Here is a 14,507-nt window from a genome sequence, read left to right on the forward strand (position 1 = left end):
CTTTCTTCCTCCTGGATTGTTTTTCTCATATACATTAATGGACGAAGTCCACCTACCCTCCATTGTAAATACCCGTCACCACACGGTCAAGACCTGATAAATCTTTTTTTATCTCCACATTTTCATAGCCGTAATTTTTCATCAGACCTTTTACATCCTCCCCCTGGTTAAAGCCAATCTCAAACAGCAGACTTCCCCCTGTTTTGATATGGAAAATGCTGTCCTCTATCATCCTTCTGTAAAAATACAGGCCATCCTCTTTGCCGTCCAGTGCAATTCTTGGATCATGGATACGCACCTCTGGCTGAAGTTCTTCAATATCTATTGTGGGGATGTAGGGAGGGTTCGACACGATCACATCGAATTGGGGCTTGTTTTCCACAAACTCCGTAAACAGATCCGACTGCACCCACTCAGCCTTCACATCCAGCCGCTCTGCATTTTTCCTTGCAACCTCCAATGCATCCTTTGAAATATCACATCCCTTGCCTTGTATTTCCGGACACATTTTCAGAATACTCACCAGAATACAACCGGAGCCGGTGCACATATCCAACACTTGAAGCCTTCCGTCCGACGTATTTTCTCCAAACACACTTTTGCTGCCCCTCTGACTAGCTTCCCGCTGCTTTTCACGAATCAATTCCACTGCTTCCTCCACCAGCGTCTCCGTATCCTGGCGAGGGATTAGCACATGTTCATTCACATAAAAGGAGTATCCCATGAATTCCTGCTCTTTGGTGATATGCTGCAGCGGAATCCGTTTCTTTCGTCTTTCGATATACCCAAGATACTTTAAAGCCAGCCCTTCGTCTAATTCCCTGTATGGGTCCGCATAGTATGCCGCCCTGCTGATCCCTGCCGTATATTCCAATAGATACCATGCATCAAGAGCTGCCTCCTCAATACCGGCTTCCCTTAATGCCTCGGTTCCTTCTTCAATGGTCTGCCGCAGCGTGAAAATTCTCTGCTTCATATGCTCTCCAATCAAATACTGCCTCAACCGCCTGGATTGCCACCTCAATCATACCGTCGTCAGGCTCTTTTGTCGTAATCTTCTGAATCGCAAGTCCTGGTTTACTGAACAGGTTGACGATAGGATTCTCGCTGCGCCCCGCCAGCTTCAAAAACTCATAGGATATTCCTGCAATCACTGGGAGCAAGGCAATCCGGATTACAATCCGCATAACCGGCGTCTCTGCCCGTACCAGAACCAGCATAATAATACTGATTGCAAGCACCAGAAACAAAAAGCTGGTTCCGCACCGCTTATGCTGCCTGGAGCTGCTTCTCACATTCTCCACGGTCAGCGGCAGTCCATGCTCGATACAGTTGATACACTTATGCTCTGCGCCATGGTACATGAAAGTCCGCTGGATATCCTCCATCCGCGAAATCAGCAGCACATACAGCACAAAAATCCCAATCCGCACAAAACCTTCAATCACAGTGCGAAGGCTATAAGACGGTATATATTTTTCCAGCAAAGAAGACAGAAAATAGGGAAGCACCATGAAAATAGCAATGGCCATCACAATGGAAAACGCCACCGTCACCCCCATCATCAGGCTCTCGTTCTTCTCCTGCTTCTTGGCCTCCTTCTCTGTCATCTCTTTTTCTTCTTCCTCCTCGAAGAAGCTGGCGGAATAGGTCAGCGTCTTCATTCCAAGCACCATGGAGTCTATAAAATTAAAGACTCCCCGAATAAATGGAATCTCTGTAAGCTTCCTCCACCTGTGAACAATGCTCTTATACGATTCCTTGCTCACAAGGATCTCCCCGTCAGACTTGCGGATAGCCACCGCATAATCATCCTTATGCTTCATCATAATGCCTTCTAACACAGCCTGACCGCCTATATTTGATGATTTCATAATTTATAATAACTCCTTTGCATATATAGAAAAAGGTTGAGATCATACAACCTCAACCCGATACCTGCAATCTTATTTACCCATTCCGTATTTCTTATTGAACTTATCAACACGACCGCGAGCCTGAGCTGCCTTCTGCTGTCCTGTATAGAATGGGTGGCACTTGGAACAGATCTCCACGTGGATATCTTCTTTTGTAGAACCTGTCACAAACGTGTTGCCACAGTTACAAGTTACAGTTGCCTGATGATATGTTGGATGTATTCCTTCTTTCATGATCTTCACCTCTTCTTTATTACGTCATATGCTGTCAGCAGACTTCACTAGCAATGTCCGGTTACTATTGAGAAGCCTGTACCGTCAGCTATGCATTTCTTATTATCTAAACAGCGTTGTTATTGTACCACAAAAACGAGACGTTGTCTATATTATTTTTGTCTTTTTTACCATTTGGATTAACTCTGCATTATTGCGGGTCCTGCTGTACATATTCAGGATATTCTCTACTGCTTCATCCGCACGCATACCATTAAGAGCGCGGCGCATAGTGTCAACCGCCTCCTGCTCCTCCCTGGACAGAAGCAAATCTTCCCTTCTGGTTCCAGACTGTGGGATATCGATTGCAGGAAATACTCTCTTTTCGGATAACTTTCGGTCTAATACCAGCTCCATGTTGCCGGTTCCTTTAAACTCCTCATAGATAACGTCGTCCATCTTGCTCCCTGTGTTGACGAGAGCCGTGGCCAAGATGGTAAGGCTCCCTCCGCCGCGCATGTTTCTCGCCGCTCCAAAGAATCTCTTTGGCATGTGCAGCGCCGCCGGATCAAGACCGCCGGACAGTGTTCTTCCTGACGGCGGAACCGTTAGGTTATATGCCCTTGCCAGACGTGTAATACTGTCTAAAAGAATCATCACGTCCTTTTTATGTTCTACCAGACGCTTCGCGCGCTCAATTACCATCTCCGACACACGCTTATGATGCTCTGGCAATTCGTCAAATGTAGAGTAGATAACTTCCACGTTGTCCCCTTCGATGGTCTCCTTGATGTCCGTGACCTCCTCCGGGCGCTCATCAATTAACAGAATCAAAAGATGAATCTCCGGATTATTCTTCCGAACAGACAGCGCCACCTGCTTAAGCAGGGTTGTCTTACCTGCTTTCGGCGGAGAAACAATCATGCCTCGCTGACCTTTCCCTATGGGCGACAGAAGATCCACAATCCGCATGGCAGTGCTTGTCTTGCCGCACTCCATCCTAAGCCGCTCATCCGGAAAGATTGGCGTCATGTCTTCAAAATTCGTCCTCCGCATGGCCCTCATTGGGTCTATGTTATTAATCTTAGTCAAATATAATAAAGCGCTAAACTTCTCCTGCTGCGTCTTGATTCGTGTATTTCCTTCCAATATATCCCCTGTCTTTAAATTAAACTTACGAATCTGCGACGGTGACACGTACACGTCATTCTCCCCTGGCAGATAGTTCGCACTCCGGATAAATCCATACCCGTCCGGAAGTACCTCTAAGATTCCGCATGCCGTGATTCCGCTGTCCAGCCTGTCTATATCATGAACCTCTTTATCTCCTGTATTTGCAGACATCTCTTTTACCTGTTCTCTTGACGCCTGCTTCTCCTTCTCGTCTTCTTCTAACATACGCTCAATCAACTCTGCTTTCTTCATTGTCGATATTCCTTTTATGCCTCTTGCTTTGGCAAGGTCTTTGAGTGTAGATAAAGGTAATGATTCATACTTTTCTCTCATATATATATCCTTTCATGTATTTATTTTTCCACATATACAAATATCTGACATACCAATATCCATATATTTTTTCCCTGGGATATGAGGGGCCTGAACTGACCCAGTTGGAATTAAATGTTATTATACTACATTTACCCAAAATTTAAAAGCCTTTTTATTGATTTGCTCTTATAAGAATGATATTATAGTAATATCGTTCAGTGAAAAGCTGGGTAACGATATTTACCATGAACACATTTCACAGTATTTAAAAGGGCGGTTGATTTGATATGGCTGTCTTCTGGGGAGACGAGAGATATTATTCTCTGAACCACTACCTAAAACAGACCTTCGGGGAAAAACTTTATAAAATCTCACTGAATGGGGGTATGACCTGCCCGAACCGCGACGGTACTCTTGGAAGCCGGGGCTGTATCTTCTGCAGTGCAAAAGGCTCAGGGGATTTTGCTGAAGACGGCCGGCTTTCCGTCACGGAGCAGATTACACAAGGTAAGGCCCAGGCTGCCAGAAAATATTTTGGCAGCTCATATATCGCCTATTTTCAGGCATATACCAATACCTACGCCCCCGTCCCTCGCCTGCGGGAGCTGTTTTTTGAAGCCATTCGTCATCCAGATATCCGCATCCTGGACATTGCCACCCGTCCGGACTGTCTTGGAGGGGATGTGCTGGAATTATTGGACGAGCTGAACCAAATCAAACCTGTGTGGGTGGAGTTGGGACTACAGACCATCCATCCAAATACAGCCGCTTTAATCCGAAGGGGTTATGAACTTTTGGTATTTGAACAAGCGGTTCACAGTCTGCGCCTCCTTGGGATACCGGTTATCGTTCACACCATCCTGGGGCTTCCCCATGAGGATATGGAGCATCAGCTTGCAACCGTCAGATACTTGAACACTCTGGATATCCAGGGTGTAAAATTTCAATTATTACATATATTAAAACATACGGACCTCGCTGTCTATTACCGCGAGCATCCCTTCCACCTTCCAGACATGGAGGAGTACTTCGGGATGGTGGGGAAATGTCTGTGCGCCTTACGGCCCGATATTGTGGTACACAGGCTGACCGGAGACGGCCCGAAGCCTCTCCTCATTGCCCCGCTGTGGACAGGAAATAAACGCCAGGTGCAAAATGGTCTGCGGGCATATCTAAAAGAGCAGGATATCTGGCAGGGAAAGGAAGGATACGATGGATAAACCTCTCAAACTATATAAGCTGATTATTCTGTATATATTAAATAAGGTGGATTTTCCCCTGACAAATGCTCAGATCTCAGAATTTATACTGGAGGAAGGGTATACAACTTATTTTAAACTCCAACAGGCCATCTCGGAGCTGGTGGAGGCCAATTTGGTGCGGGAGGAATCTACTCATAACCGAACCTTCTACCACATCACGGAGGAGGGGACTGAGATTGTCTATTACTTCCGTAACGATATTTCTTCCGCCATCCAAAAGGATATCAATGAGTTTTTGAAAAAGAAGAAATACGAGCTTAAGAATGAGGTTTCGGTAAAATCTGACTATTACCGAAACCCAAACGGAGAATATTCGGTAAAATGTCAGGTTATTGAGCAGCGTTTTCCGCTGATTGACTTGACTGTAACCGCCCCCACAGAGGCAGAGGCAGAGACGATTGCACATAATTGGACGAAAAAGAATCAGGAGATTTATGCGTTAATTATGTCAAAACTATTATAAGACATACGCCCAGGACATAGTATAACAAATTAAATTCAGGAGAAGCATTATCTTATGAAAGCAAAAAAATTAGGTGAATTATACGTTAGTTTTTTTAAAATCGGCGGTCTGACCTTTGGCGGCGGGCTTGCCATGCTGCCTATGCTGCAGCGTGAGGTGGTACAAAAGTACGGCTGGTGTACAGAAGAAGAACTTCTGGATATCTACGCCATCGGACAGTGTACCCCTGGGATTATTGCGGTCAATACCGCTACTTACGTAGGCTATCAGCAGGCCGGTTTCTTAGGCAGCGTAGCCGGAACTCTGGGGATGGTGTCCCCGTCGCTGATTATCATCTGTCTGGTTGCGTCCATTTTACAGAATTTCATCCATACGCCAGTAGTGCTTCATGCGCTGGCGGGCATCCGGATCGTGGTCTGTGCTCTGATGCTGAACACTGTATTTACCATGGCGAAAAAAGGTATTGTAGATAAGCTGGGCGCCGTAGTATTTCTGGCCGCATTTGTGCTGGCCTGTTTTACTCCCATTCCCACCGCTGTGGTTATCGTCCTTTCCGGCATCACGGGGATCGCCGCTAAGCATATGGAAAGGAGGCGGTCCGCATGATTTATCTGATTCTTGCATATGAATTCTTTAAAATCGGTCTGTTTTCCATTGGAGGAGGCATGGCGACTCTGCCCTTTCTGATGGATTTGGCCAACAAATATGATTGGTTTACTGTAAGTGAGCTTACGAATATGGTGGCCATCAGCGAGAGTACGCCTGGTCCTGTGGGGATTAATATGGCCACTTATGCGGGATATAACGCTGCCGGAGTCCTTGGGGCGATTGTGGCGACTCTGGCCCTCACGGCCCCTGCATGGATTATTATTATATTGATTGCAAAGTTTCTGGAGAATTTCAGTGAAAATGCCAATGTGAAGGCTGCGTTCTATGGAATTCGTCCGGCGGTTGCCGCTTTGATTGGCTATGCTGTGTGGGAGCTGCTTAAGATTGCCATTGTGGCGGTTTCAGGAGGACAGGTGCAGGTAAATCTGACCAATGTGGCGGTCTGCGGGGTGACTTTTGTACTTTTGCAGGTTAAGAAGCTTGGGAAGCTGCATCCGCTGGTTTGGATTGCGGCGGGCGCTTGTGTGGGGATTGTGCTTAAGATGTGATGGTAAACTTAAACAGGAGTTGCCGGACATATTGTTTTTTGGCAACTCCTGTTTGGGTTGGGGAATCCATAAGTGGCTATGTTTCTTGTTTATGTTCTACTTTACAATTCTTTCTATAACAGGCAATTCCGTATTTGTGAATACATTTTATTCCACTCTGTTTCAACCTTTCCGTATACCCCATTTTTTCAATCTGTTTCATAGATTTTTTACATGTCGCATCATAGGAACCATTTTCCGCATATTTTACCTCAATGATGCATCCTGTTTTTTCAATAGGAACGGAAATCTCTATGTCCACGTATCCTACTCCCGATTCTGAATTAGATTTTACAATCCAACCTCCTTGTGCCTGAAACAGACCGAGCAGCATACCATGGTAAAAATTTTCTTTCATTTCTTTTTTAATGCATGTATCCCGAATACTAATCGAATCTTCCATATATTCATTCAATATTGCCTGTACTTTATCAGCCTCACCATTCTTTACTGCACTACACAAACACTCCCACCGCCCTGTATCACTGGTAACTCTGACACGGAACCATGAACGTATTTTCTTTTCAAAGATTCCCCTAACTTCCCGATTTGGAATCACCAGTTTATGAGTACCCTCCTTAGCTGCACCTGCTTCTGTCAGATACCCTGTATAAAAAAGTACACTCCACAGATAATTCTGACGTACTTCATAATCTTTACTCTCAAGATCCGTATATGTCAGTTCCGGAATCAATGCTTTTTCTACACACTGGCCTGAAATCAATGCCTCAATCTCATCTTTGACGGTCGCATTAGAATTTTCAAGAATATCCTGTACAATCCCATTACTGCTGCTGTTTTCCCAATGTGCCTCCATTGGGGCAGTTATGGAACACCGGAATTTATCACACTGGTTCAATACATCCCAGGGACAATAAATTTCAGCATGTCCAAATTGATAACCATCATACCATTCCTTCATCTTGTTATAGGTTTCTTCGATTCCATAATAATGTAGTATTTCTCTGACTTCAATATCTGTAAATCCAAAATATTCCGCAAAATCTACGTCTGAAATTGTCCTTACCTTAAAATTATTGAGCCCAGTAAATATACTCTCCTTTGCAATTCTTAAACATCCTGTTATGACCGCAAATTCCAGATTCACATTGGTCTTTAAAGCCTCGCTGAACATCACACGAATATGGTTTACCATCTCAGAATAGTAGTTTCTCTGATATGCTTTATCTAAAGGCACATCATACTCGTCAATCAGAATTATGACTTTTTTACCATAATGCTTATGCAGCATTTCCGAAAGAAGATATAAGCTTTCTTCCTGTACTTCTTCCTCCAAATACAGGGAGTACAATACCTTAAGAGTTTCTTTATCCACATCTCTTAACCGGTCACTTTCAAGGAGATATTGATGCCGGCGCGCCTCTTTTCTGATTGCCGAAGACATTCTCTTTAATGCAGCCTCATAGGATGAGCCGCTTACATCCTTCAGACTAATGGAAATAACAGGGTATTTTCCCATATACTGTTCGCAGAGAGCCGTATCTTTCGCGATTTCCAGCCCGTCAAATAAAGTCGGCTCTGTCCCAATCTCAAAAAAACTCTTGAGCATGTCCATATTCAGGCTCTTTCCAAAACGGCGGGGACGCGTAAAGAGATTGACGCTTCCCCAGGAAGCAAGCAAATCCCGAATAAACGCTGTTTTGTCAACATAATAGAAGCCCTTAGTCCTTATGTCGCTGAAAAATTCCATGCCTATTGGCAATTTCTTTTTTGTTTCCATAGATTGAGCTCACCTCTTTAATCTATTCTATACAGAATAATTTTTCTCCGTTTCCCTCAGAATCTAATCGAATCTTATCATGCCGGAAACATTTTTCCACAGAATCCACTTCCAAAGTCACAATATTTTCCTGCCATTCTTTATACGCTTTCACTTCTGCCGAAGAATTCAATCCACGCATAATCGTAGGCGAATAAGGTTGATTTCGTAGATTCCAGTCATTGCGATATGCTGTCTCCAAGACAATGCTGTCAATCTCCATATTCAAAAATGCGGCCAATGCTCTTGCATTCATGATTCCATATTGAAACTGATTTTTGATTTTCTTCCATTTATCGTGTTTGATACTTTTCTTAAACTCCAAAATATGTAGCTGCCATTTTTTATTTCCAGTTTTTTTTATAAAAATGAACTTATCCGCACATTGGCAGGCTTTTTCTCTCTATCCAGATAAGGCAGAGTCCGTTTCTCTGGGAAATGGAAGACAACTGCCTCATCTTCAAATCTGCTTTTCAGCGATGCCAAGCCTTCTTTTTCTCCCTCTGTAATGAATATAACTTTTTCTTTATCCGAAACGACTGTATATTCGCCCGTCTGAAACAAATCCAGATTCCGCCTTAAATATTCAGGAATCATCTGTACCTTCCTCCTGTTATATATCCCCGATTCACTCAAATATCATAGGTCAGCTCAAGCATTTCCTCAAAAGCATCACTGAAAGTCGTTGTCTCAAATCCCATCTCTGCGGCCTTTAATTCGACAACCTGGGAACTGTCATTTCCCTGGCAGGAAAATTGATAAACTCCAACATCCTCTGTTCCAAGTAAATCCTGTTCTTCAATCTTGTATTTAGCCATAAGCTCCTGCTTTTTATGGCTGTTTTTCACACGAAGCATATTATTGATATGTTGGATCATGATATCGCTGTGAGTAGTCATAGTTACAGGAACTCCCATATTGCACAGACGCACCAGGACTCTCGCAACCAGGACTTGCAATTTGGGATGCATACACATCTCCGGTTCTTCGATAAACATTTGTGACATTCCATAGCGATATTTACACAGTAGGTATAAAGGCGTAATCTCCGTCACGATTGCAGAAGCCAGATACATCTGGATTGGTTCATTGAGTGTTTCTGGTTTATACATAAAAGACTTAGATATTGCATTTTGGATTTCTACCTTCCCATGCAAGATTGTCTGTTCAATGAAATCTGCCAACTGTTCTAATTTTTGTCTTCCAGATTCCCTATCTCCTATATTATTCAATAATTTCAAAAAACTAATTACCGGTTTCGTGAAATAAGAATCCTGTTCTTCCCGTATATCTTCTTGAATGACATTGCTAAACCGATTGAAGCTATTTTCATATATATTATTAATCAGCAAATTCTTTGATAACACAAATCCTGTCCGCGACGAAGGAAGAAATACAGTATTATTTTGTCCTATCCTCTGCACTCTCTTACTCCCACTGATCCACAGACGCAAAAAAACCCTCAATATAAATTCAACATACCGCCCTGTCTGCGTCATATAGTCGTCCACTATGCGAATTCCTATCCAATATCCAGAATCAATCCAAATACATATCATTTTTATATATTCATGTTCAACATCTTCTTTTTCCCACCTGTTTCGCCTATCCTCGCCATACTCTATTCTTGTCTCAATTTTTAAATCCGCTAAACCTTCTATCACCAATTCTAATTTCCCGATATACATATCTTTATTAAATATATCTGAAACAAATTGATCCTTATTTTGCTCAATACAACAATTCAATAAACGCCAAAACCGTCCAACCCATTCCTGAGAAAAACTCCTTATTTCTTCTCCCCCTCCAATTAGTTCTCTCACATAGCGCTCACATTCTTCATATAATTTAGAATTCCTGACTTCATCCGTCAAATGAGTCAATATTTCGCTAGTATCCGACAAAAGCCCCCAAAGCAGGCTCATCAGATAACTCTTACCACTATTATTATCTCCTACAAACATCATCATCGGTTTCATCTCTAATTCGGCATGTTTTATTTTACCAAAATCTTCAACGATTACTCTTCTTTTCATATGATGACCTCTCCTAAAAAACATTGTTTACTTAACTCAACCAAATCTCATCTGCAATCCGCTAAACTAACCATGATACCCCTATCATAGCCGATCGAATTTAGAATATCAAGTATGGATATCCTCTATTTTTCCACATTTCTTTCAGCAATATGCCGCATCACCCGCACAAAAACTACATCCCCTGCATTTTCAAAGCAAGAACTCGCACATTACCCCATTGCTGACGTCAATCCCCCTTTCTGTCAGCCGCACAAACTCCCCCTCTCCTTCCATAAGCCCCATTGTGTACATCTTCCCCAACACCTTTCCATATACTTCCTCCATCCCACGCCCGAAGCTTTCCTCAAACTTCGCCTTTGACACGCCCTCCATTTTCCGAAGTCCCAGAAACATAAACTCCTCCATCTGTTCCCGCACACTTAACCCCACAGGCTCCTCCCCATAATTCCATCTCCTGTTATCCATAAGGGACGCTGCCCCCGTACCAATCCCAAGATACTCCGTCCGATTCCAATAACCCAGATTATGCCTGCACTCATACCCTGGCAGGGCATAATTGGAGATTTCATACCTGCAATATCCATAATCCTTAAGAAGCTTGGCTGTGCGCCAGTACATCCGCCGTTCCTCCTCCTCAGAGGGCAGCTCGTCCACATGGCCTCCTTTTCCGTATCTCTCGAAAAACGGCGTCCCTTCCTCAATGATCAGACTGTACGCTGAGATATGCTCTGGCCTAAGCCCCAAAACCTTTTTAAGAGTCCTCTCCCATCCTTCTACGGTCTGCCTCGGAATTGCCGACATCAAATCCACATTGATATTCCCAAATCCCATCTCTCTTGCCAGCCCGTAAGTGGAAAGAAATTCTTCGTAAGTATGAATCCTCCCAAGAAGCTGCAATTCCTCATTCTTTGCTGACTGAAGGCCAATGCTTAGGCGGTTAATCCCCGCCTTAAGATATGCCTTAAGTTTTTCCTCGGTCACAGTGCCAGGATTCACCTCTATGGTAATCTCCGCATCCCCATCAACCGTAAACGTGTCCCTGACCGCATCAAAAATCCCAAGAAGCTGCTCTTTATCCAATATTGAAGGCGTCCCGCCGCCAACGAAAATGCTGACAACATGATAAGCCTTCGCCAGCTCACCGTAGGTACGGATCTGCCGGCAAAGGCTTTCTGCATACTCCTGCCGTTCCCCTTTAGACGAAGGGGCTGACAGGAAATCACAGTATTGACATTTTTTGATACAAAAAGGGACATGGATATATAATTCTAATTCTTTCTTTTCATTTCCCACAATCTAATACCTGTACCCTTACTTATCATCCAGCTTCAGGACGCTCATAAATGCTTTCTGCGGAATCTCTACATTACCCACCTGGCGCATCCGCTTCTTACCCTCCTTCTGCTTCTCCAGAAGCTTTCTCTTACGGCTGATATCTCCGCCGTAACACTTGGCAAGCACGTCCTTACGCATGGCCTTGACCGTCTCTCTTGCGATAATCTTGCTTCCGATTGCCGCCTGGATTGGAATCTCAAAAAGCTGCCTCGGAATCTCCTCTTTTAACTTCTCGCACATCTTACGCCCGCGCTCATAAGCCGTATCAGCATGGATAATGAAGGATAAGGCGTCCACCTCCTCCTTATTAATCAGAATATCCAGCTTCACCAGATTAGACTGTACATAGTCATCCATCTCATAGTCAAACGACGCATAGCCTCTGGAACGTGATTTCAACGCATCGAAGAAATCATAGATAATCTCATTCAAGGGCAAATGATACCGAAGCACAGCCCTTGTCTCCTCGATATACTCCATCCCGTCGTACACTCCCCTGCGTTCCTGGCAGAGATCCATAATCGCCCCGATAAATTCGGACGTAACCATAATCTCTGCCTTCACCATAGGCTCCTCCATATAGTCAATCTCCGACGGGTCCGGAAGATTGGAGGGATTCGTAAGCTCAATCACATCACCGTTGGTCTTATGCACCTTGTAAATAACCCCTGGCGCCGTAGTCACCAAATCCAGATTATACTCTCTCTCCAAACGCTCTTGGATAATCTCCAGATGGAGAAGCCCCAAGAACCCACAGCGATATCCAAACCCTAAGGCAATAGAAGTCTCTGGCTCAAACTGCAGGGAGGCGTCATTCAACTGAAGCTTCTCCAACGCATCCCGAAGGTCGGGATACTTCGCCCCGTCAGCAGGATACATGCCACAGTACACCATTGGATTAACCTTCTTGTAGCCTGGAAGGGGAGTGGCACATGGATTGGAGGCATCCGTAATCGTGTCGCCCACCCTGGTATCCTTCACATTCTTAAGGCTTGCCGTGATATAGCCCACCATGCCTGCACTCAGTTCGTCACAGGGAATAAACTGTCCCGCGCCGAAATATCCTACTTCGACCACCTCTGCCTTAGCGCCGGTAGCCATCATCAGAATAGGCGTCCCTCTCCTGACGGCTCCTTCCTTAATTCTGCAAAATACAATCACACCCTTATAGGAATCGTACAGGGAGTCAAAAATCAGCGCTTTAAGCGGCGCCGACGAATCTCCCTGGGGCGCGGGAATCTTCTCTACAATCTGTTCCAGAACCTCCTCCACATTCAGCCCTGTCTTTGCCGAAATCTGCGGGGCGTCCATAGCCTCAATCCCGATGACATCCTCAATCTCCTCAATCACCCTCTCCGGCTCTGCACTTGGAAGGTCAATCTTATTAATCACCGGCATCACGTCCAGATCATGGTCTAACGCCAGATAAACGTTGGCCAAGGTCTGGGCCTCCACCCCCTGGGCGGCATCTACCACCAGAATCGCCCCGTCGCACGCCGCAAGGCTTCTGGACACCTCATAATTGAAATCCACATGTCCCGGCGTATCAATCAGGTTGAAAATATATTCCTCCCCGTTCTTCGCCTGATAGACGATACGCACCGCCTGGGCCTTGATGGTAATCCCTCTCTCCCTCTCAAGGTCCATATTGTCCAAAACCTGAGACTGCATCTCCCTGCTGGTCAGAAGCCCCGTCTTCTCAATAATCCGGTCAGCCAGCGTGGATTTCCCATGGTCTATATGTGCGATAATACAAAAATTACGAATCTTACTCTGCTCTATTCCTGCCACTATTTTCGTTCCCCTAACTTCATAAATTTTATCAAAAAATACCCTACGCGCTGAATTTTACGATAAATATCTCCACGCTCATCACATCATTCAGCCGCCCTGTCTTCACCATTTCTTCCATATTGGCAGCCTCCTCCATAATATTACGAAGCTCTGCCTTGGTAAACGTCCTGCTCTGCTGCATGTACTTCCCCGCAACAAAGGGATGGAGTTTCGCCGTCTTTGCAATCTGGGACTTATCGTTTCCCCTCCCCATCAAATCCTTTACTTCCAACAGAAGTTTAAACTGGCGCGTCAAAAGATAGAGAATCCGCATTGGCGGCTCTTTTAACGCAAGCAGATCGTAATAGTAATTCAAAGCCAGTCTTTGCTTTTTCGCCGCAACCGCCTCAATCATATCAAAAATCTTATTGGAAATCTGGGTCGTACAGATATCGTCGATATCTGCAGCAGTAATCTCGTTCTGACCCAATGTGTAAGAAAATAACTTTTCCAACTCCTTTTCCAGATTCTCCATATCCGTACCTGTCTTGGACACCAGATAGCGGGCGGTAGATTCCTTAATCTGCCGCCCCTCTCTCTTTACATTGCCCGCAATCCAGTAGAGCAGCGTTTTCTCGTCCTGACGCCCCATCTCCACGATCCGGCCTTTATCCTTCACAGCCTTGTACATCTTTCCCCGCTTGTCTACTTCATTTTCAATAAAGAGAATACATACGGTATCTGGCATGGCCTTAATATAGTCCGCCATCTCCGGCGTGGCATTCTTGAAAAAACCGGAATTCTCCACCACCACCAGCCGCCTCTTAGCAAAAAACGGCATGGTCTCCGCCAGATCAATAATCTCCGCCGGATTGATTCCTTTTCCCTCATAATATGCATAATTCATGGTATCCCCGTCCGAAACCACGGCTTTTGTCATCCGGTCCTTGTACTGCTTCTTCAGATACGTCTCCTCCCCGTACAGGAGATAGACGCTCTTAAACTGTCCGGATTTGATATCTTCATTCAGACTCTTCATGGA

The 14,507-nt window shown here is 44.6% G+C and carries 15 protein-coding genes; 4 read left to right on the forward strand and 11 right to left on the reverse strand.

Features of this window, described 5'->3' with window-relative positions:
- Positions 1-52: 52 nt before the first annotated feature.
- From prmC to rho, 4 genes are all read right to left on the reverse strand, one after another.
- Positions 53-976 carry a peptide chain release factor N(5)-glutamine methyltransferase gene (gene prmC, locus GN277_RS18610; RefSeq protein ID WP_159752546.1) on the reverse strand — a complete coding sequence of 308 codons (924 nt, stop codon included), beginning with the start codon at positions 974-976 and terminating at the stop codon, positions 53-55.
- Entirely contained in the window at positions 939-1,874 is a 936-nt protein-coding gene (locus tag GN277_RS18615; RefSeq protein WP_159752548.1) for a DUF1385 domain-containing protein, read from the reverse strand. Before GN277_RS18615 ends, prmC begins: the two co-directional genes overlap by 38 nt.
- Before the next feature lie 72 nt (positions 1,875-1,946).
- Positions 1,947-2,150 (reverse strand): 50S ribosomal protein L31, encoded by a 204-nt coding sequence (gene rpmE, locus GN277_RS18620; RefSeq protein ID WP_159752550.1) that lies wholly within the window; start codon positions 2,148-2,150, stop codon positions 1,947-1,949.
- Between the two features lie 147 nt (positions 2,151-2,297).
- Positions 2,298-3,635 carry a transcription termination factor Rho gene (gene rho, locus GN277_RS18625; RefSeq protein WP_159752552.1) on the reverse strand — a complete coding sequence of 446 codons (1,338 nt, stop codon included), beginning with the start codon at positions 3,633-3,635 and terminating at the stop codon, positions 2,298-2,300.
- A 269-nt stretch (positions 3,636-3,904) separates the two neighbouring features.
- On the opposite strand from rho, the gene GN277_RS18630 reads away from it, so the two are divergent.
- Genes GN277_RS18630 through GN277_RS18645 form a run of 4 tightly spaced genes read left to right on the forward strand, consistent with a single transcriptional unit; the run spans position 3,905 to position 6,499 of the window.
- The gene (locus GN277_RS18630; RefSeq protein WP_159752554.1) at positions 3,905-4,837 is read left to right on the forward strand and encodes a TIGR01212 family radical SAM protein; all 933 of its coding nucleotides are present in this window, start codon (positions 3,905-3,907) and stop codon (positions 4,835-4,837) included.
- Positions 4,830-5,342 carry a DUF4364 family protein gene (locus GN277_RS18635; protein WP_159752556.1) on the forward strand — a complete coding sequence of 171 codons (513 nt, stop codon included), beginning with the start codon at positions 4,830-4,832 and terminating at the stop codon, positions 5,340-5,342. Before GN277_RS18630 ends, GN277_RS18635 begins: the two co-directional genes overlap by 8 nt.
- Before the next feature lie 54 nt (positions 5,343-5,396).
- Entirely contained in the window at positions 5,397-5,948 is a 552-nt protein-coding gene (locus GN277_RS18640; RefSeq protein WP_159752558.1) for a chromate transporter, read from the forward strand.
- Entirely contained in the window at positions 5,945-6,499 is a 555-nt protein-coding gene (locus GN277_RS18645) for a chromate transporter (RefSeq protein WP_159752560.1), read from the forward strand. Before GN277_RS18640 ends, GN277_RS18645 begins: the two co-directional genes overlap by 4 nt.
- A gap of 76 nt (positions 6,500-6,575) precedes the next feature.
- Here GN277_RS18645 and GN277_RS18650 read toward each other — a convergent pair whose 3' ends face one another.
- From GN277_RS18650 to holA, 7 genes are all read right to left on the reverse strand, one after another.
- Entirely contained in the window at positions 6,576-8,279 is a 1,704-nt protein-coding gene (locus GN277_RS18650; protein ID WP_159752562.1) for an AAA family ATPase, read from the reverse strand.
- Positions 8,280-8,301: 22 nt separating this feature from the next.
- Positions 8,302-8,643, reverse strand: coding sequence for a hypothetical protein (locus GN277_RS18655; RefSeq protein WP_159752564.1), 342 nt, complete (start codon positions 8,641-8,643; stop codon positions 8,302-8,304).
- A gap of 35 nt (positions 8,644-8,678) precedes the next feature.
- Positions 8,679-8,915, reverse strand: coding sequence for a hypothetical protein (locus tag GN277_RS18660; RefSeq protein ID WP_159752566.1), 237 nt, complete (start codon positions 8,913-8,915; stop codon positions 8,679-8,681).
- Between the two features lie 35 nt (positions 8,916-8,950).
- Positions 8,951-10,354 carry an AAA family ATPase gene (locus GN277_RS18665; RefSeq protein WP_159752568.1) on the reverse strand — a complete coding sequence of 468 codons (1,404 nt, stop codon included), beginning with the start codon at positions 10,352-10,354 and terminating at the stop codon, positions 8,951-8,953.
- Positions 10,355-10,546: 192 nt separating this feature from the next.
- A complete protein-coding gene (hemW, locus tag GN277_RS18670) occupies positions 10,547-11,650 on the reverse strand; it encodes a radical SAM family heme chaperone HemW (protein WP_159752570.1) in 1,104 nt (367 codons plus the stop codon).
- A gap of 18 nt (positions 11,651-11,668) precedes the next feature.
- Complete coding sequence (lepA, locus tag GN277_RS18675; RefSeq protein ID WP_159752572.1) at positions 11,669-13,483, reverse strand: translation elongation factor 4; 1,815 nt, start codon at positions 13,481-13,483, stop codon at positions 11,669-11,671.
- A gap of 43 nt (positions 13,484-13,526) precedes the next feature.
- Positions 13,527-14,504: a DNA polymerase III subunit delta gene (gene holA / locus GN277_RS18680; RefSeq protein WP_159752574.1), complete on the reverse strand. Its 978-nt coding sequence runs from the start codon at positions 14,502-14,504 to the stop codon at positions 13,527-13,529.
- Positions 14,505-14,507 lie beyond the last annotated feature (3 nt).

Source organism: Sporofaciens musculi (genome assembly GCF_009830285.1).
In the GTDB taxonomy this organism is placed as follows: Bacteria; Bacillota; Clostridia; order Lachnospirales; family Lachnospiraceae; genus Sporofaciens; species Sporofaciens musculi.